Origin of the sequence: Bradyrhizobium erythrophlei, from assembly GCF_900129425.1 — a bacterium.
GTDB lineage: Bacteria > Pseudomonadota > Alphaproteobacteria > Rhizobiales > Xanthobacteraceae > Bradyrhizobium > Bradyrhizobium erythrophlei_C.
In genome coordinates this window covers 8190981-8208574 of record NZ_LT670817.1, presented here as the reverse complement: position 1 = coordinate 8208574, position 17594 = coordinate 8190981, and the positions used below count along the sequence as shown (strand labels likewise).

16 protein-coding genes are annotated in these 17594 nt (G+C 61.6%); 7 read left to right on the top strand and 9 right to left on the bottom strand.

Annotated features, from left to right (window positions below):
* Positions 1-33: 33 nt before the first annotated feature.
* The 4 genes from B5527_RS39050 to B5527_RS39035 are packed head-to-tail and all read right to left on the bottom strand — an operon-like array spanning position 34 to position 4919.
* On the bottom strand, positions 34-1005 hold the full coding sequence (locus B5527_RS39050) for an HlyD family secretion protein (protein ID WP_079606245.1): 972 nt from the start codon (positions 1003-1005) through the stop codon (positions 34-36).
* Positions 992-3322, bottom strand: a complete 2331-nt coding sequence (locus B5527_RS39045; protein WP_079606244.1) for an ABC transporter permease — start codon at positions 3320-3322, stop codon at positions 992-994. Before B5527_RS39045 ends, B5527_RS39050 begins: the two co-directional genes overlap by 14 nt.
* Positions 3319-4380: an HlyD family secretion protein gene (locus B5527_RS39040; RefSeq protein WP_079606243.1), complete on the bottom strand. Its 1062-nt coding sequence runs from the start codon at positions 4378-4380 to the stop codon at positions 3319-3321. Before B5527_RS39040 ends, B5527_RS39045 begins: the two co-directional genes overlap by 4 nt.
* Before the next feature lie 17 nt (positions 4381-4397).
* Positions 4398-4919: a hypothetical protein gene (locus tag B5527_RS39035; protein ID WP_154072777.1), complete on the bottom strand. Its 522-nt coding sequence runs from the start codon at positions 4917-4919 to the stop codon at positions 4398-4400.
* Between the two features lie 140 nt (positions 4920-5059).
* Between B5527_RS39035 and B5527_RS39030 the strand changes: the two genes are divergently transcribed.
* The 7 genes from B5527_RS39030 to B5527_RS39000 all read left to right on the top strand — a co-directional run bounded on the left by B5527_RS39030 (position 5060) and on the right by B5527_RS39000 (position 12128).
* Positions 5060-5878 carry a 3-hydroxyacyl-CoA dehydrogenase gene (locus B5527_RS39030; protein ID WP_338065070.1) on the top strand — a complete coding sequence of 273 codons (819 nt, stop codon included), beginning with the start codon at positions 5060-5062 and terminating at the stop codon, positions 5876-5878.
* 21 nt (positions 5879-5899) lie between these two features.
* Positions 5900-6877, top strand: a complete 978-nt coding sequence (locus B5527_RS39025) for a 3-hydroxyacyl-CoA dehydrogenase NAD-binding domain-containing protein (RefSeq protein ID WP_079606240.1) — start codon at positions 5900-5902, stop codon at positions 6875-6877.
* 86 nt (positions 6878-6963) lie between these two features.
* A complete protein-coding gene (locus tag B5527_RS39020; RefSeq protein ID WP_079606239.1) occupies positions 6964-8184 on the top strand; it encodes an acyl-CoA dehydrogenase family protein in 1221 nt (406 codons plus the stop codon).
* 110 nt (positions 8185-8294) lie between these two features.
* Positions 8295-9092: an enoyl-CoA hydratase-related protein gene (locus tag B5527_RS39015; protein ID WP_425305120.1), complete on the top strand. Its 798-nt coding sequence runs from the start codon at positions 8295-8297 to the stop codon at positions 9090-9092.
* 37 nt (positions 9093-9129) lie between these two features.
* Positions 9130-10356: a CaiB/BaiF CoA transferase family protein gene (locus tag B5527_RS39010; RefSeq protein ID WP_079606237.1), complete on the top strand. Its 1227-nt coding sequence runs from the start codon at positions 9130-9132 to the stop codon at positions 10354-10356.
* An 82-nt stretch (positions 10357-10438) separates the two neighbouring features.
* Positions 10439-11221: an enoyl-CoA hydratase gene (locus tag B5527_RS39005; protein ID WP_079606236.1), complete on the top strand. Its 783-nt coding sequence runs from the start codon at positions 10439-10441 to the stop codon at positions 11219-11221.
* A 292-nt stretch (positions 11222-11513) separates the two neighbouring features.
* Complete coding sequence (locus tag B5527_RS39000; RefSeq protein WP_079606235.1) at positions 11514-12128, top strand: NADPH-dependent FMN reductase; 615 nt, start codon at positions 11514-11516, stop codon at positions 12126-12128.
* A 46-nt stretch (positions 12129-12174) separates the two neighbouring features.
* Here B5527_RS39000 and B5527_RS38995 read toward each other — a convergent pair whose 3' ends face one another.
* The 5 genes from B5527_RS38995 to B5527_RS38975 all read right to left on the bottom strand — a co-directional run bounded on the left by B5527_RS38995 (position 12175) and on the right by B5527_RS38975 (position 17583).
* Positions 12175-12624, bottom strand: coding sequence for a hypothetical protein (locus tag B5527_RS38995; RefSeq protein WP_079606234.1), 450 nt, complete (start codon positions 12622-12624; stop codon positions 12175-12177).
* A 60-nt stretch (positions 12625-12684) separates the two neighbouring features.
* Positions 12685-14016, bottom strand: a complete 1332-nt coding sequence (locus B5527_RS38990; RefSeq protein ID WP_079606233.1) for an NAD(P)/FAD-dependent oxidoreductase — start codon at positions 14014-14016, stop codon at positions 12685-12687.
* Positions 14017-14163: 147 nt separating this feature from the next.
* Complete coding sequence (locus tag B5527_RS38985) at positions 14164-15312, bottom strand: HlyD family secretion protein (RefSeq protein WP_197689248.1); 1149 nt, start codon at positions 15310-15312, stop codon at positions 14164-14166.
* A gap of 10 nt (positions 15313-15322) precedes the next feature.
* Positions 15323-15523, bottom strand: coding sequence for a DUF1656 domain-containing protein (locus tag B5527_RS38980; protein WP_079606231.1), 201 nt, complete (start codon positions 15521-15523; stop codon positions 15323-15325).
* The gene (locus B5527_RS38975; RefSeq protein WP_079606230.1) at positions 15520-17583 is read right to left on the bottom strand and encodes an FUSC family protein; all 2064 of its coding nucleotides are present in this window, start codon (positions 17581-17583) and stop codon (positions 15520-15522) included. Before B5527_RS38975 ends, B5527_RS38980 begins: the two co-directional genes overlap by 4 nt.
* Between the last annotated feature and the right edge of the window lie 11 nt (positions 17584-17594).

Below are 17594 nucleotides of genomic sequence, written 5' to 3'. Positions count from 1 at the left end.
GTTGAAAGTTTCGCAAAGGCTTGAGAACTCTCGCTAGCTCCCGATCCAAACCGTCATGCCCGGCTCAAGGCCTGCCGGCTCTCCTTCCGGGTCGAGGCGCAAGCGAAGCGTGTTGCGGTCATGATCCCCGATAACCCGCTCGGCCTGCCAGGTGGCGAACGTTCCGAGCGGCTGCAGTTCGGTGATGACGGCTTTGATCGCGCCATCGGCACCGTTCCGCATCACGCTCACGGCTTTTCCGACCGTAAGGCCGCCGAGAAGGTCTTCGCGCACATTGAACGAGAGCCATTGCTCTCCAGCCGCTTCGACCATCAGAATCGGTTGACCCGCGTGAACATTTTCACCGACCTCTGCGGCGATGACACTGACCACGCCATCGGCCCGAGCATGCAAGGTCATCTTTTCAAGACGGCGCTCAAGCACGGCAACCGCGGTCGCCGCGGCCTGCACCTGCGCATCGGCGATCAGGCGTTCTTCCCGAGTCGGGCCCGCCACGGCCGCATCGTAATTCGCCTGGGCCTCCTCCACATCAGCGCGTGCGCTTGCCGCGTCGTTTTCGGCCTGGTCAAGTGCCTGCTGCGTCTCAAAACTCTGGCGTGCCAGCGTGCTGGTCCTTGTGAGCTGGAGCTGCACATATTCGAGGCGTGCGTTTGCCTTGGCGATTTCAGCTTTCAACGAATCGACCTGTTCCTGACGGACGCCGACATAGACGTTGTTGCGGTTCGCGGTTGCCGATGCCAGCGCAGCGCGCGCCTGGTCCGCCTGTGCCGTCAACTCCACCGCGGAGAGCTTCGCCAGGACATCGCCCGCATGTACGCGGGCGCCCTTCTCGACCGCAATCGACACGAGTTGGCCGTCCACCTCCGGCTCTATCCTGACTTCAGTCGCCCGCACGACGCCAACGATTGCGGGCGCCGATCCGGAACGACGCACGGAGTAGATCAGCGCGCTCGAGACGAGCACGAGTGCGATCGCAGAGATCGCGATACGCCTAGCTTTGCGCATGTCGCTGTCCTCTCTTGACGGCAAACGCCGAGATCACGGCGAGCGCGAAATAGGCGAGCGTCAGACACCACAGTCCGAGCCAGTCATGCGCGACCTCCCAGATGCTGGCACCCAGCTGGTTGATGCGCACGAGGCCATCAATCGCGAAGTCGGCGGGGAAAATCCGGCCCAAAGCGATGGCCGCTTCGGGGATTGCTTCGCGCGGCCATGCGAAGCCGGCGGTGAAGAACTGAGGGAGGCTGGTTGCAAGCAGAAGGAGGGTCGCGTTTTCCGGCCGCGTGAACCACGCCCCGACGGCCTGTCCCATGAAGCTGGTCGCAAGCAAAAAGACCGCAGCGAGCGCGAAGAGTTGTGGGAGATGTCCCAGCGTCGAAAAGCCGTAGATACGCGGCAGCACGATCAGATAAAGCGCGAGCGCTGGAAGGTAAATGGTCAGGTGGGCGATGCCGCGGCCGAGCACGCCGGCGAATGCTCCGCCGCCTTTCGCCAGCGCAGTACCGGTCAGCATCGCCGCGCCGATCAAAAGGGTTTGCTGCATGATCAGCAAAAATGCCGCCGGGACGATGTAGCTCGCATAGCCGCCCACTGGATTGAATATCGGCTGCAGCAGAACGTCGGCCGGGCTCGAGTTCGCCAATTTCGCTTTGACGAGGCTCCCATCGGAGCGCGCGCCTCGCGAAACGAGCTCGGAGGTTAATGCTCCGATGGCCGTGGCGACTCCGCTTGCGGTCGATCTGAAAATGAAGAGGTAGGTCGCATCCGCGTAAATCGGGATGTGAGCGGTGATGCCTTTCAGTACGTCGCGCTCGGTCTCTGGCGGAATCTCGACGGCGACAAAGGCCTGCCCGCGATCGATTGCGGTGCGCGCCTCGGCAAGTGTTCGGGCGCGAACCACGACGCTCAATGTTCCGCTCGCGTCCAGTGTCTCCGTCATCCGGCGGCTGAGATCGCTCAGATCGTTATCGACGACCGCGATGGGAAGCTTGCGAAGGATCTGGTTCAGATAGGGCTGCGGGTAATAAATGCCGTAAACCAACGGAGCCAGGAACAGCAGGCTGAAGGCGCTCCGCGTTGCGAGCACGCGCCGCCACTCCGCTGTAAAGGCGCCGCCGATGCCCAGCGGTGCGCTCCCTGTTTCGGGTTGCTCGGCAGGTCGCGCCGTCTCAAACCAGCCCTTGCGCTTGAGGCTCGCCATGCGCAGCAATGCAAGGCCGGCATAGAGCACCGTCAGGCCCGCGAGCGCCGCGAAGGGAACGGCGGAATCCGAGACCGGCAATCCCCGCGCCGCTTGTCCCAGCAAGACGGCCATGTACCAGCGCAGCGGCAGGATAGCGCTCCAGACTTGCGCAAACGTATTCATGCCGACCGTGGGGAACCCGACGCCGGCGTAGCCGAATGCAGGAGAGGCAATGAGGCCCGCAAGTCCGAGCCCCGTCGCCAAGTCGCCGGTCAGGAGCTGCAGCAAGGCTCCCAGGGCCAGGTGGGCAACGATCAGGAGGGAGCCTGCGGCGACCAGCAACGGCAGATCTCCCCTAAAGGGGATTTGCAGCACGCCCTCGAGGAAGAGCGCCTCAGCCAGCATGATCAGGAAGAAGATGCCGAACAGCGGCGCGAGCTTGCCGGCAAGCGCGGCGACCGGATCGCCTCCGGCGCTTTCGAGCCAGGCCCGCGCGTCGCGACGGCGGAATTCCGATCCGACTGAATAGCCTGCGGCCAAGGTGATCACCACATGGATGATCGTCGGCAGCAGCGCGCGTAACAAGAACTGCGCATAATTCTTTTGCGGATTGACAAGCGCGATGGTCTCCGCCGCGAATGTTCCCGTGGAAGCCGGTGCGGGGGCGGCGCGGTTGGCGGGGGCGGCCACGGCGGCCGCGGCGGAAAGTGCATCGCTCAGGCCGGAAGACGCAATGCCGGCCGCCGTTAGGAACTGCTGGTTATAGAACCCGACGACCTGCGGGCGACGTTCGGCCTTCAGGTCGCGCTCGAAATTTGGCGGGATATAGATTGCCGAGATCGCCTTGCCGGAGCGTATGTCCTGCACGGCCGTGGACAGCGTACCGGATCGATCGACGATATGCAGGCTCGGAGACGCTGCGACGTATTCCACCATGGCACGCGAGGCATCCGACCTGTCCAGGTCGACGATCGTCACCCCGAGCCCCCGTATCACCGGACGGCTGAAGACGGTTGTGAGAACGACGAACGCAAAGAGAGGCACGCCGAAGATCAAAAGCAGCGCCACGCGATCGCGAAACAGCCAGCGGCACTCGCGCCGCGCGACCAGCAGAAATCCGGGTTTTGACGCCAGCCTCATTGCCGTGATCGCCAGTCGAGATAGGCGCTCATTCCCGGTCGCAGCTCGGGCACCGGCTGGACCGGATAGGCGCGGATCGAGAACGTTCGCAAGTCGAAATCGCCCGAAGCACGTGTGGCCCGCCAGCTCGCGTATTCGCCTTTGGTTGCAATAAGCTTGACCTCGACCGTGACACGGCGCTCATCGAGAGCCGGAATGAGGACATCAAATCGATCGCCGACCTTCAGGTTCTTGACGAGATCCTCGCGAAGGTCGAAGTGGATCCAGACGTCGGCCAAATCGATCAAGGTTATGAGCGGCACACCCGGCGATACGTATTCGCCCGGCTCCACATTGCGCTGATAGATCTGTGAGGCGAGGGGAGCATAGACCACCAGCTGATTGATGATTGACTGAACACTCTGGATATCGGCATTGGCCTTCTCGACATTGGCCTTGGAAATCGCCCGTTCTTCCCTTGTGTAGCCATTGACAGCCTGATCGTGGGCTGACTTGGCCTGATCGACGCCGCGTTCGGCTTCGTGCAGCGTATCGGTCATTTGGTCGAGGCGGGCTTGCGGCGCATTGCCCTGCTCGGTCAAGATGCGAGTTCGTTCAAAGTTCTTCTGCGCCAGCACCAGAGCCGCCTGCGCACGCTCCAGCTCCGCCTTCCGCGCGTCAATGGTTTCCACCCGTGTTCCGACGAGTACGTTGGCAAGCTGAGCCTCGGCAACAGCCATCGCCGCTTTCATTTGTTCGAGCTTGGCGACAGTCTCCGGATTATCGATCCTTACGAGCACAGCCCCCGCAGGAACGTTCTGGCCGCGTTCGACAGGTATTTCCTTGACCCGTCCGTCGACACGCGCGGCGATATCGAGCCGTGTCGCATCGGCCTCGCCCTGCACGAGCAGCGGCTCCGGTCGCAACAGATAAAAGACGGAAAGCCCAATAACGACCGCTGCGACAGCGCCGACGATGATGGAAGGAGCACGCGTCGCGGCGGGCGTGCCCTTCTTCTGTCCGTCACCTGGTGCGTCGGACGTACTTTGAACTTCCTCATCAGAGGTCGTTGTGTCCATGCCTGACTCCACTTAGTTCAAATGTCCTGGAACATCTGCCAAAGGGCCCGGACGAGCCGCGTCTTTTGTTTGGGTACGCGACCCGCGCGGATGATATCCAGAATCGAAGCAATGGGCGAGCGATTTGCCGCGACATATGCTCGATCTCGCGGATAGGTCAGAATGATCGAATGGACGAAACTCGCGGGAACGCCGTCCTCTTGATTCATGTATCGACCACTCTTGCCCGGTTCGGTCGGTGAGAGGAGTCCCGGACACAAGGCGAACTTCGCGCGCATGGCATCGCCGGCAAATGAGCACTGCGGAAGACGCTGCGGGAGCGAGTCGAGCGGGGCTCGCATGGTCCGCATGTCCGCGATCGCAAAACCCTCTGTGAACCGGCCATAGACCGGTGCCAAAATACCCGCCGCGTACAAAATATCTAAGTGCGCAGCAGGGACGAACGCGCGCTGTCCAACAGCGTGAAGAAGCACAACCATTCCAGTGATGATCGTCCCATTCAATATCGTGGCAGGTATTCGGCGCACAGTCGCGGTCAATCGCTGACCAATATCGCGTCAGATCACCATACGGGTGCCACATGTCTGAAGCCGTCAAGAAGAACAATCGAAGCGCTGGAGCCAGCGCTGTCGCCCCTCGTCTCTTTGTCCTTGAGATTAACGCCGACCGCATACACTCGATGAATACGGACGGTTCCGACCGCAAGACCATCGTAACGAATTGCCATTTGCCCGACGGCATCGTCGTCGATGCTGAGGCCGGCCATATCTACTGGACCAACATGGGCATCCCAAACCTGAATGACGGGTCCATCGAGCGCGCCGACATCGACGGCAAGAACCGCAAGACAATCGTCGCGCAGGGAAACACCCACACTCCGAAGCAGATCATCCTCGATAAGAAAGGCGGCAAGCTCTATTGGTGCGACCGCGAGGGTATGCGCGTCATGCGCTGCAATCTCGACGGCTCGCAGCTGGAGACGCTCATCGAGGCGGGGCGCGGCGATGCCGATCGCCAAGATCAGACACGATGGTGCGTTGGGCTGACGATCGACCCGAAACTCCGACACATCTACTGGACGCAAAAAGGCCCAGACAATGCCGGGCTCGGCCGCCTCTTCCGCGCCAATGTCGAAATTCCTGCGGGCCAAACTGCAGCGACAAGGTCCGACATCGAGATCTTCTTCGACGGTCTGCCGGAGCCGATCGATATCGAGCTCGACCACAAGAACCGTGTTCTCTACTGGACCGACCGCGGCGACCCTCCGCGCGGCAACACAGTGAACCGGGCCTCGATCGACAACAAGCCTGACAAGCCGGAGATCGTGGTGACCCATCTCATGGAGGGGATCGGTATCGCACTCGACGTTCCAAACGACCGCATGTTCGTGACCGATTTCGCCGGCTCGGTTTACTCCGCACGGCTCGATGGATCCGGTGAACGAAATTTCCTCTACGCCCAGGGCAACCTCACCGGCATCGCCTACGCCGAAGTCTGACAAACGCATCGGAGAAATGACATGACCGAGACCAAGCCCATTCGCCGCATCGCCATCATCGGCACCGGTGTGATCGGCGCGAGCTGGACCGCGCTATATCTCGCCAAGGGACTGCAGGTCGTCGCGACGGATATCGCGCCGAACGCCGAAGCCGCGCTGAAGAATTTCGTGGAGACCGCCTGGCCGGCGCTCAAGCGATTGGGCCTGTCGCCCGGAGCGTCGCAGTCGAACGTGAAGTTCACCACTGACATCGCGCAGGCGCTCGCCGGCGCCGACCTCGTCCAGGAGAACGGGCCCGAGCGGATCGATTTCAAGCAGAAGCTCTACGGGCAGCTAGACGGGCTGCTGCCGCCAGACGTGATCATCGCATCGAGCTCGTCGGGCCTCACCATGAGCGAAATCCAGAAGGGCGCCGCGGCCCATCCGGAACGCTGCGTCATCGCCCATCCGTTCAATCCGCCGCATTTGATCCCGCTGGTCGAGATTGTCGGCGGCGCAAAGACCTCGGAAGCGACGATCCGGCGCGCAGCGGAATTTTATACGTCGATCGGGCAGCGGACGGTGCGCGTCAACAAGGAGATGCCCGGCCACGTCGCTAACCGCTTGCAGGCCGCATTGGCGCGCGAGGTTTACTACCTTGTCGCCGAGGGCGTGGTGAGCGCCGCCGACGTCGACACCGCCCTGTGCTGGGGCCCGGGCTTGCGCTGGGGCGTTATGGGCAACCTGATGCTCAACCATCTCGGCGGCGGTCCGGGCGGCATCGAGCACTTCTTCCAGCAGTTCACCGGCCCGATGACGGCCTGGTGGAAAACTCTCGGCTCGCCGGTGCTGACCCCGGAAGTGCAAAAGAAGCTCATCGACAGCGTCCATGCCGAGGTCGGATCGCGCACCATCGAGGAGCTGGAGGCGGAGCGCGACGAAGTCCTGCTCGGCCTGATTGAGCTACGCAACAAGGTTGCCAAGTCGGGCCAAACGAAATCGACGGCGCATGTCGCCTGAGACCAGGCGCCACCGGCGAGATCGATCATCCATCTGATACGTCCTTCAAACTTCCGGCTTCCAGGCCGCAGCAATAGGAGTCCCAAATGCCCACCGCAACCGCAGCAAGCAAGACCATCGCGCCGAAGCCCGTGCCTGTACCGAACGGCGACTTCTATCAGCTGGTCGAGCTTCTCACGCCCGAGGAGAAAGCGCTCGTCACGAAGGTGCGGACGTATATGGGGGCCAAGGTCCAGCCGGTCATCAACAAGTACTGGTCCGACGATGCGTTTCCGTTCGAACTGCTGCCTTCGTTCAAGGAACTCGGCCTCGGCGGGCTCGGCTTTGAGGGTTACGGCTGCGCGGGCGGCAGCCAAAAGCTGTTCGGCTTCGTCGCGATGGAGATCGCGCGCGTCGACGCGTCGTTCTGCACGTTCTGGGGCGTACACAGCGGCCTCGCGATGGGCTCGATCTATCTCGATGGCTCCGAGGAGCAGAAGCAGAAATGGCTGCCGCAAATGGCGCGTTTCGAAAAGATCGGCTGCTTCGGCCTCACCGAGCCGCTGGTCGGTTCGGGAACGAGCGGCGGTCTGACCACGACGGCCAAGCGTGAAGGCGATACCTGGGTTCTCAACGGACAGAAGCGGTGGATCGGCAACGCGCCGTGGTGCGACCTTTCCATCATCTGGGCGCGCGATGTCGCGGACAACCAGGTGAAGGGATTCATCATCGAGAACAAGTCGACGCCCGGTTTCAGCGTCGAAAAGATCGAGCACAAGATCGCGCTCAAGGTGGTCCAGAACGGCCAGATCACGCTGAAGGATGTGCGGGTGTCTGAAGCCAACCGCCTGCAGGGCGGCAACTCGTTCCGCGATACCGCCCGCGTGCTGCGGATGACGCGGTACATGGTGGGTTGGGCGTCCACCGGCATCCAGATGGGCGCATTCGAAGCAACCCTCAAATACGCCCAGGAGCGACTGCAATTCGGCAAGCCGATCGCTTCGTTCCAGCTGATTCAGGATCTGCTCGCCAAGATGCTTGGCAATCTGACTGCGTGCCAGTGCCTGATGCTCCGCCTGGCGCAGCTTGATGACGAAGGCAAGCTCGGCGACCATCATGCGGCGCTGGCGAAGGCATTCTGTACGGCGAAATCGCGCGAGACGGTCTCATGGGGCCGCGAGGTCCTGGGCGGCAACGGCATCGTCGCCGACTACAATGTCGCGCGCTTCTTCGCCGATGCCGAGGCGCTGTACTCCTACGAAGGCACATATCAGATGCAAAACATGATCGTCGGCAAGGCCATCACCGGCCACGGCGCCTTCGTGTGATTTCTCAATGCGCCGGCGCTGCGGCGCCGGCGGCCCCCAATCCAGGAGATAAGACCATGGCTTCCGGAGCCGCACCATCCACGCCTTCGCCGGCTACATCGTCCGATTCGTTGCCCAGAGCAGCGTTGGCGCTTGCGAACGTCCAGTACGAAAAGAAGGGTTCGATCGCCTACGTGACGGTCAATCGGCCCAAGGTGCTCAACGCGCTCAACACGCCGACGTGGACCGATTTGCAGACGGCATTCGAGGATGCAAAGGCCGACGCATCCGTGCAGGGCGTGATCCTCACCGGCGCGGGCGACAAGGCTTTTATCGCCGGCGCGGATATCAGTGAACTCGCGCATGTCGACGCCTACGGTGCGGAGGAGTCCAGCCGGTTCGGGCAGGGCGTGCTGGACCTCGTCGAAAATCTCGGCAAGCCGGTGATCGCGGCGATCAATGGCTTTGCGCTTGGCGGAGGCTGCGAGACGGCAATGGCTTGCACGATGAGAATCGCGGCCGAGCACGCCAGATTTGGGCAGCCCGAAGTCAAGCTGGGCCTGCTGCCGGGCGGCGGCGGAACGCAGCGTTTGCCGCGCCTGGTCGGAAAGGGTCGTGCGTTACAGCTGATCCTCACGGGCGAGACGATTTCCGCGCAGGAGGCCTATCGCATTGGCCTCGTCAACGAAGTCGTTCCTGCAGCCAGCCTGATTGATCGTGCCGAGACGATTCTGAAGAAGATCATGGCCAATGCGCCGATCGCCGTGAAGTTCTCCCTGGAGGCGGCGAACAAGGGGCTGGAGACCAGCCAGAGCGAAGGTCTTGCCTTGGAGGCTTCCTACTTCGGCATTTGCGCCGCCACCGAAGACAAGAAGGAAGGCACCTCCGCCTTCCTCGAGAAACGTGCGCCGAAGTTTCGCGGTCGGTGAAGCTGCCGCCCCACACAGCTATTCAGAAAGGTCAGCCATGGCAAGCAACAATATTTTCTCCGGACTGAAAGTGGTAGATCTGGCGAGCTTCATCGCGGGCCCCAGCGCCGCGGTGATCCTGTCGGACTTCGGCGCTGACGTCATCAAAGTGGAGCCACCGAACGGCGAACTCTGGAGGCATGCAAACAAGCTCCCGCCGCAGCCGGTCGCGGAAGATCCTTACCCCTGGCACCTCGCCAATCGCAACAAACGCGGAATGGCGCTTAATCTGAAGTCGCCGAACGCCCAGCAAGTCCTCGAAAAGCTCGTCAAATGGGCTGACGTTCTCATCGTCAACACGCCACATCCGGCCCGCGCGCGACTGAAGCTGGAATATGAAGACGTGGTGCGGTGGAATCCACGCCTGATCTATGCGGACATCACGGGCTTCGGCGACAAGGGACCCGACGCGGATCTTCCCGGCTTTGACATCACGTCGTACTGGGCACGCAGCGGGTTGCTGTCAATGACACGCGATGCCGGCGCGCCGCCGACCTGGCCAGTGGCTGGCAGCGGTGACAACGCCACCGCCGTCGGGCTCTATTCGGCGATCGTCACTGCCTTATATCGTCGCGAGCGCACGGGGGAGGGGGCGCATGTCACGACCTCGCTTCTCGCCGAAGGCATATGGTCCGCCAGCGTCTCGATCCAGGCCGCGCTGTGCGATGCGAAATTCTTCGGGCTGCACGATCGCAAGAATCCTGCGAATGCGGCAATGAATGTCTATCATGCCAAGGATGACACCTGGTTCGTTCTCATCGTCACGCCCGACAAGCTGGCAGCCGTCGCCAACGCCATCGGCCGCCCTGACCTCCTGACCGATCCGCGTTTCTCCGATCCGGCGAAGCTCACGGCGAATATGCCGCAGCTCACGGCGATCCTCGACGAGGTCTTCTGTGCCGAGCCGATGGCCCATTGGTACAAGGTGTTCAATGGCGTTCACGTGACGTTCGGAGCGGTGCGTGGACCGCAAGAGGTGGTCAACGATCCTCAGCTCCGGGCCAATGACATCGTTGTTCCGCTCGAAGGTGCGGGCGGCAAGCTGACGTCCACTATCAGCAGCCCGCTTCAGGTGCATGGCGTCACCAAGGTGTCCGCGAAGCGCGCCCCGAAGATTGGAGAACACAACGACGAGGTTCTCCGGCAGTTGGGATTTAGCGCGGCCGAGATCGATGGTCTGCGTGCGAGCGGTGCCATTCCGAAAGCAACGGAACATGCGGCTTAGCGTGACGACTGTCGGGGCGGCGGGAGCCGCCCCAAACCTCGGCTTGCAGTGAAATTCACCAAAGCGACCAGGGGCTTTGACAATGGAAGAGATCGTCACCGAACGTTCAGGAAGCATCTTGCGTGTCCAATTGAACCGCCCGACAAAGCGGAACGCGATGACGTTAGCCATGTACCTGTCTCTCGCGGGCATCTTCAACGAGGCGGCGACTGACGAGAACACGCGTGTCGTCCTCTGGCATGGCGCGGGAGATTCGTTCTGCGCGGGTAACGATATCGATGATTTTCTGAAGAATCCCCCCGGGCCGGGAGAATCTCCGCAGGCCCGACTGATGGAGGCGCTTGTCAACATCGACAAGCCGCTCGTCGCCGCGGTCCACGGCGCCGCGATCGGCGGCGGCACCACCATGCTGACCCACTGCGACTTCATATACGCCGGCGAGAGCACGAAATTCCAGATGCCCTTCATCAATCTTGCCCTCGTGCCCGAATTCGGCTCGAGCTGCTCCGTGCCGGCGCGGATCGGTCACCTCCGTGCAGCGGAACTGATTCTGTTGGGAGTGTCCTTCGATGCTGGGCGCGCGGCGGAGTTGGGGCTGGTTACCCAAGTCATATCCGACAAGGACGTCCTTGCGAGAGCAACCGAAACGGCTGCGAAGTTGGCAGCCAAGCCGGCGAGAGCGCTACAAGCCTGCAAGAGGCTCATGAAGCAGCCATTTCGCGAGCAGATCAAGGCCGCGATGAAGGCTGAGAACGAAGAGTTCAGTGTGCAAGTCCGCTCCAACGACGCAAAAGAGGCGTTCACGGCTTTCTTGGAAAAGCGGAAGCCCGACTTCACGAGGAGCATTAAATCTCCAGCGACATAGGGACAAACATACGATCCCGCGGACACGCGATCACTGCGATTGAAGAGTCCCCCGAGCCCGAAGTGTCTCCGGCAGAGCTTCGCGCTCCGCATCGCCGAAGGACGGAGTGGCCTGACCGCAGCCGCGTGAGCGCCGCGGCTGGGCTCACCGTGTTCTGGAGCCACGCCAGCCGTCTCTACGTCTCGGCATTGCTCGGTCAGCTGCTTGAGGTGATCGTGATCGCCGCCTGGAAGGTTAGGAATGAAGTGAACCGGATTCGCTTCGAACGGAAACATCGTAGTGGAGAATGACCATGGATAAGCCGATGAATGTGTGCGTGTTGGTCGGAAGCCTGCGGAAGGCGTCGTTCAACGGGATGCTGGCGAATGCGCTGATCTCGCTTGCGCCGTCCTCGATGAAGCCCGACATCGTCGACATCGGACAATTGCCTTTTTACAATCAGGATCTTGAGACCGACCCTCCGCCCGCGCCATGGACCGCGTTCCGTCAGCGCGTCAAAGCCGCTGATGCAGTTCTGTTCGTCACCCCGGAATATAACCGGTCGGTGCCGGCCGTCCTCAAGAATGCACTGGATGTCGGCTCCAGGCCGTACGGAAGCAGCATCTGGGACCGCAAGCCTGGTGCGATCGTCAGCGGCTCGCCGGGCGCGATCGGGGCCTTCGGCGCCAATCATCATCTCAGGCAGTCGCTCGTGTTTTTGAACGTGCCGACCATGCAGCAGCCCGAAGCCTATGTCGGCCATGCCGACAAGCTTTTCGATGAGCAGGGCAAGCTCGTCAGCGACGGCACCCGCAAATTCCTGCAGGGTTTCATGCAGGCGTTCGCGAATTGGGTCGAGACGATCCAATCTCAGGCCAGTGCATCTGACGGCTCGCAGCAAGCGCGCGCGAGCGCGGCATCCGGGTAAAAGGCGATTGGGATTGCTGATGTACAAGAGACGGCGCGGGTGAAGCTTAGAATTGCCTGTGCTGCAGTTCCTCGAATTCGTCGTGACATGCGTCGCTGAAGCCCCGCAGCAGATCGATCGTGCCGTCGATGGCCATTTTACGCAGTTCAACGAAGTTCCTGTCCGGCTCCAGATAGGTGTCCATGATTTTTCGGGCGACGTCTTCGGCACAATGGATCACCGGCTTTGAAGACAGGACCCGCATTCTGCTTATCTTGGCGTAAAGACCGACCAGACCCGGAATGTCGGCTTCACCGTGCTGGAGCGCATCTATGTGGCACTTGGAGGCTTCCTCAATGAAATCCCTGTAGAGGATCTGGCGGCGGTTCTTCTCGTGAAGCAGCCACTGGGCGCGGAGCTGACTTCGTTGGTTCAGCCAGTTCGTTATTCCGCTCGTCAGGCCACCGACAGCTGCTCCTGTCAGGGCGGCGAGCGCGGAGATGATGGAGGCGTCCACAGGTGCGGTCCCCAACCAGCTTCAGAACCGGCAGTGATGGACTACCGGACCAGATCACTACTATGACGCGGGCGGTCGCGGTGCTTCGGAAATCAGCCGTGAGCTGCGCTGCCCTGTCAGGTACGACCAGAACCATTGTGTCTGAACGCGGAACCGGTTCTGAAGCTGCGGCAGCGTGAGCACGTGTAGCACCGCCCACACCAGCCAGGTCACGAAGCCGCTGCTGCGCAAATGACCGGCCTCAAGGATGGCGAAGTTCTTGCCAACCACCGCCATGTTGCCTTTGTCGCGGTACCGAAACGGTTGACCATCCTCGCGTCCCCTGACTCGGTTGGCGATGACATGTCCGACAAATCGTCCTTCTTGAATGGCTGCCTGCGCTACTCCGGGGACGGGGTGACCATCCTGGCTCATCGTGGCTGCATCTCCCACTACAAAGACATTGGGCGCCTCGGGGATGTCCATGAAAGCGCCGACGAACGCACGCCCGGCGCGGTCTGTCTTCGTCCCCAGCATTTTCACAACCGGCGAGGCGCTAACGCCCGCTGTCCAAAGCACGGTGGCGCTGGGAATCCGGACGCCAGCCGCGATCACGCCCTGGTCGTCGACCTTCTCGACCTTTACGCTCGTCGAAACTTCAACGCCGAGCTTTGTTAGTCGCTTGGCCGCTTTTCGCGACAGCGACTCCGCAAATGTTGGAAGAATACGAGCGCCGCCGTCCAGTAATACAATGCGGCTCTTGGCAGGGTCGATTTTCCGGAAATTTTTGCGTAGAGTCACCGCAGCCATGTGAGCGATCGAAGCGGCAAGCTCGACGCCGCTCGGGCCAGCGCCCACTAAAATGAAGGTCATTTGGCGCGCGCGTTCTTTCTCGTCATCGGTCGATTCAGCCAGTTCAAATGCACTCAGGATCTTGGTTCGGATCGTCTCAGCGTCGTTGAGGTTCTTGAGGCCCGGCGCAAAGCGCGCGAACTCGTCATTACCGAAATAGCCCGGACGCATTCCGGTGGCGATCACCAGGAAGTCGTACTCGAGTTTTCGACTGCCAATCCCCGGGCAAATGGCCTCGACGGCGCGCGCCCGCAGGTCGATGCCCGTAATTTCGGCCAGCAATACGCTGAGGTTCTTCTGTTTCGCCTCAAGCTGCCGGATCGGCGCCGCTATCTCGGATGGCGCCAAAACAGCGGTGGCGACCTGGTATAGGAGCGGCTGAAAAATATGGTGGTTACGCCGGTCGATCAGCGTTATCTCGACATCGGTTCGCTTGAGCGCCTGTGCTGCCGCAATGCCGGCGAAACCGCCGCCGACGATCAAGACGCGTTTTTTGCCGCGAACCGCATTCGCGACGATTGGCTTTTCCTGCGGAAAGCTTTTTGTGAGGACTGTGCTCATCTATTTGCCCGACCTGTTCCCCGCCACCCCCCGCAGTACTGGATACAGCTGCGCGCCGAGCTATTCTTGAACGGTGATGCGGTGCGTAGAACGTCTGTGCGGGTTCATGCGGGCGTGGGGACGAAGCGCTCGAACAGAGGCCCGCATTCACGTGGCTGGCGCCCGACCTTGATCGTGGATCTCAACTGTGGCGGTCATGCCGGCCGAAAGGACGACATTGGGAGGCACCTCATCGATATGGATGCGAACCGGGATGCGTTGGGCCAGGCGTACCCAGGTGAAGATGGGATTGACGGTAGCAACCCCTTGACTGTTGGGCTGCGCGTTCGCAACGTTGATTGCGCGGGCGATGCTGTCGACGTGACCGCGCACGATCTGATCGCGGCCCATCAGCCTGATTTGAGCCGGATCTCCCACCCGGATAGGAGCAAGGTTCGTCTCCTCGAAATATCCGTCGACCCAGAATGAATGGGCGTCGACAAGAGAAATGGTGTTTACGCCGACATTGACGTAGTCGCCAAGCTGCGCCAACAAGTTCGTCACATAACCGTCGACCGGAGCGAGAATGCGCGTGCGTTCGAGGTTCACCTGCGCCTGGTTTAGCTGGGCTTTGGCTTGCGCGAGACCCGCCTCGGCACTCAGGCGCTGCGCTTTCAGCGACTCGACTTGCCGCAGCGCCTGATTGAGGTTTTCTTGCGCAGACTGCACCGCCGCTTCCTGCTGATGCAGCTGGGACGTAAATTGCTGGGCATTTTGAACGGTGCCCCAGCCGTCCTTCGCCAGGGTTTGGTAACGGTCGGCCTGCTGCTGTGCAAATACGAGGGCGGCGCGCCCCTGCTGTAGTTGTGCCTGGCTGGCATTGATCTGCGCCTGCTGGACAGTCATTTGCGCTTCGATGCTCTGGACGTTCGCTTGCGCCTGCTGCACCGCCGCCTCGGATTGGCTGACCGCGATCCTGAAGTTCGTCGGATCGATCACCAGCAGTAGATCACCTTTGTGAACATATTTGTTGTCGACCACATATAGCTCGACGATGCGCCCTGCGACCTCCGGCGCCATCGTGACGACATAGGCGCGCACGGTGGCGTTGCGCGTCCACGGTGCCTCCATATAGTCGCCCCACATCGCCCAACCCAGCAGCCCGGCAAGTGCTACCGCTGCCAGCGTGATCAAAAGCGGACGTATCTCCATACTGCGCCTGGTAGCGGTGCGGAATTCCGGCGGGCGTGAGGGGGCGTTTCTGTCGAGATAGTCCGCCGCCTTGTCGCGCTTCGATGTAACTTCAGTAATAGTCATGACGAGCTCGCTAGGTAATCTTCAGGACCAAGGACGAAAGAACGATGATGTACACTGCAAACACGAACAAAGCGGGATGCCAGACGTACCGCAGCAAGCCCCAGCGGCCAGCGACCCGACGCAGTACGATGGTAACGAGCCAGGCTTCGATCATCATGATTGAGATCGGCGCAACGTAGACACCGAACAGGTTGATATCGGTAAACCTCACGCGGGCGCTCCTGTGTCGAAGTAATGGCCATGCTCGGCAAGCGCCTCGGAGATGATCAGGACGCGGCCGCGCCCTCGAAGGGCCCTGGTTGCCTCAGTACCGGTTCCACGCGTAGAGGCGAGTCGGTCGTCGAATTGACGCAGCTTCGCGATCGCTTTGGTGCTGTGTCCGAGCGCGATGTCATTGAGTGCGGCGTCGAGCTCCGCGGTCGTCCCAACGTGCGTAGCCATTTGGCGAAGGCCGATGATCTCGGTACCGACGGAAAGCGCTGCCAGCAGCTGTGCGCGCTGCAACGGCGTTGCTTGATCTGGCAACGCCGAGAGCCGGCTGTAAATGCGGCTCTCCCAATGCTCCGGTGTCGGAAGCTCGGGAGCGATCGCGAGGCGACGCAGGTCACGGGAGCTCAAGGCGAGAAGGCGACGCACTCGAAGGGCCGGCGACAACGGAGGCAGCAGCCAAAATGCCAGCGGTGCCACGCCGCAGCCCACGACGATTGCAAGCGCGGAATTGTAATATTGCATGGTGTCGTAGCTCATCTCGTTGGTGGGCGCGAGGAGAGGGATGAAGTTGAACGCCATAGCGGTTAGGACGGCGGTCACTATGGGTTGCCGGCTCACGGCCACTGCAAAGCCGGCCGGCAAGAAGAAGAGACCCAGGGCGGCGCAAAAGGCCGGGAACGTTTGCAGCGCCGGCAACATCGCGAATTTGACGGCTGCCGCACAAACCACGGCGCCAGTGGTGCCGAGCGCGAATGCGAGAGATCCGCCGTAGGCAAGATCGCCTTTCGGCGAAAGCAACAGAGCCACGACCGCTACGAACACGATCGTCGAGGCGCCGTTTGGCCAGGCGGTCGCGACCCAGAAAAGCTCGACAGCACCGATAGCGAGAAACGCGCGTGCCGCATTGATGAGAGCAGGCAACCAATCGGGTTCGCTTAGCCGGAAGCTGCGCGCGCCAAGCGAAGGATGATCCGGAGCATCGACAAGAAGTGCCAACCCATCGAGCACATGCAAGATGCCGGCCAGCAACTTGGCCGTTTCGTCAGCGAGCAACCGCAACGATGGCGTGTCGGCGGGCAGGACGATCAATGTCCGCACCGCCTCCTCGCAAGCGCGGTAATCAGCGATCCGGAGCACCGGCGAGCCCGCCTCCGGTACCGATCGAAGCTCGGACGGGAGGCTTCGCAGGATGATGTCGGCCCCCTGCCGCCTTGCGGCCTCGGGCAAACGACTGAGATGCGTCGCAACTCCGCGCCAGCCGTCCAGCGCCCCGAACAAGCCATACATAGCTGTTTGCAGCTTCGGCGAGTTGTAGCGCAGGTGGCTGGATTCCCCGAGCGCCTGATCGATCACGGGGTCGAGTGCGATGACGCTCCGGACGAACTCGCGACGCTCGGCCTGCGTGTCCGGCAGTTGCGCCTCTGCAAGGGCGAGCATGCGGCCAAATCGGCCCATGATCTCGGCCGCAAGATTTGCAAGTGATTCTGCGAGCCGGCGCTGGGCGCCGCCGAGATCAGTACCAGCGAGGACGATGCCGGCGCACGCGATCCCGATGCAGATCTCGCTCGCGCGCGTGACCGCCAGCAGGAAGACATCCGAACTCGCGCCCCCGGTCGCGCCGAGATTGTCGGCGGCAATGATCGCCGCCGTATAGCCGGCGAGCGCGGCCGAGTAGGATGCGAAGTTGCGGAACACCGTAGCGGCGAATGCACAGATGCCGCACCAGAGGGCAAGAAGCACCAGAAAGGCAATGCGATCCTGCGGAAAGCACGCGGTCAGCACCACGATCATTGTGGCGCCGACCGCGGTGCCGATCATCCGGAACCAGCCCTTGCGCAGCGAAGCTCCGAGCTGAGGCTGGCACACAATCGCCGCGGAGGTACCGGCCCAAAATGGATTGTCGAGCTCGAGCCAGAATGCAACGAAGAGCGCGAGGCATACCGCCGTCCATAGTCGAAGTGCGAACAGCAGCGACGGAGTAGCCTTCGCGATGGCGGAGGTCCATCGGCCAACAGCACTTGCCTCAGCGATTGGTTCGGTCGGGTCGAATGTATCTGCCATTACCGGTTCTC

Excerpts from the sequence above, each read along its gene's own strand:
- B5527_RS38985 (WP_197689248.1), bottom strand. The coding sequence starts at position 15,312 with ATGACTATTACTGAAGTTACATCGAAGCGCGACAAGGCGGCGGACTAT.
- B5527_RS39040 (WP_079606243.1), bottom strand. The coding sequence starts at position 4,380 with ATGGACACAACGACCTCTGATGAGGAAGTTCAAAGTACGTCCGACGCA.
- B5527_RS39025 (WP_079606240.1), top strand. The coding sequence starts at position 5,900 with ATGACCGAGACCAAGCCCATTCGCCGCATCGCCATCATCGGCACCGGT.
- B5527_RS39005 (WP_079606236.1), top strand. The coding sequence starts at position 10,439 with ATGGAAGAGATCGTCACCGAACGTTCAGGAAGCATCTTGCGTGTCCAA.
- B5527_RS39045 (WP_079606244.1), bottom strand. The coding sequence starts at position 3,322 with ATGAGGCTGGCGTCAAAACCCGGATTTCTGCTGGTCGCGCGGCGCGAG.
- B5527_RS38990 (WP_079606233.1), bottom strand. The coding sequence starts at position 14,016 with ATGAGCACAGTCCTCACAAAAAGCTTTCCGCAGGAAAAGCCAATCGTC.
- B5527_RS39010 (WP_079606237.1), top strand. The coding sequence starts at position 9,130 with ATGGCAAGCAACAATATTTTCTCCGGACTGAAAGTGGTAGATCTGGCG.
- B5527_RS38975 (WP_079606230.1), bottom strand. The coding sequence starts at position 17,583 with ATGGCAGATACATTCGACCCGACCGAACCAATCGCTGAGGCAAGTGCT.
- B5527_RS39000 (WP_079606235.1), top strand. The coding sequence starts at position 11,514 with ATGGATAAGCCGATGAATGTGTGCGTGTTGGTCGGAAGCCTGCGGAAG.
- B5527_RS39030 (WP_338065070.1), top strand. The coding sequence starts at position 5,060 with ATGAATACGGACGGTTCCGACCGCAAGACCATCGTAACGAATTGCCAT.
- B5527_RS39020 (WP_079606239.1), top strand. The coding sequence starts at position 6,964 with ATGCCCACCGCAACCGCAGCAAGCAAGACCATCGCGCCGAAGCCCGTG.
- B5527_RS39050 (WP_079606245.1), bottom strand. The coding sequence starts at position 1,005 with ATGCGCAAAGCTAGGCGTATCGCGATCTCTGCGATCGCACTCGTGCTC.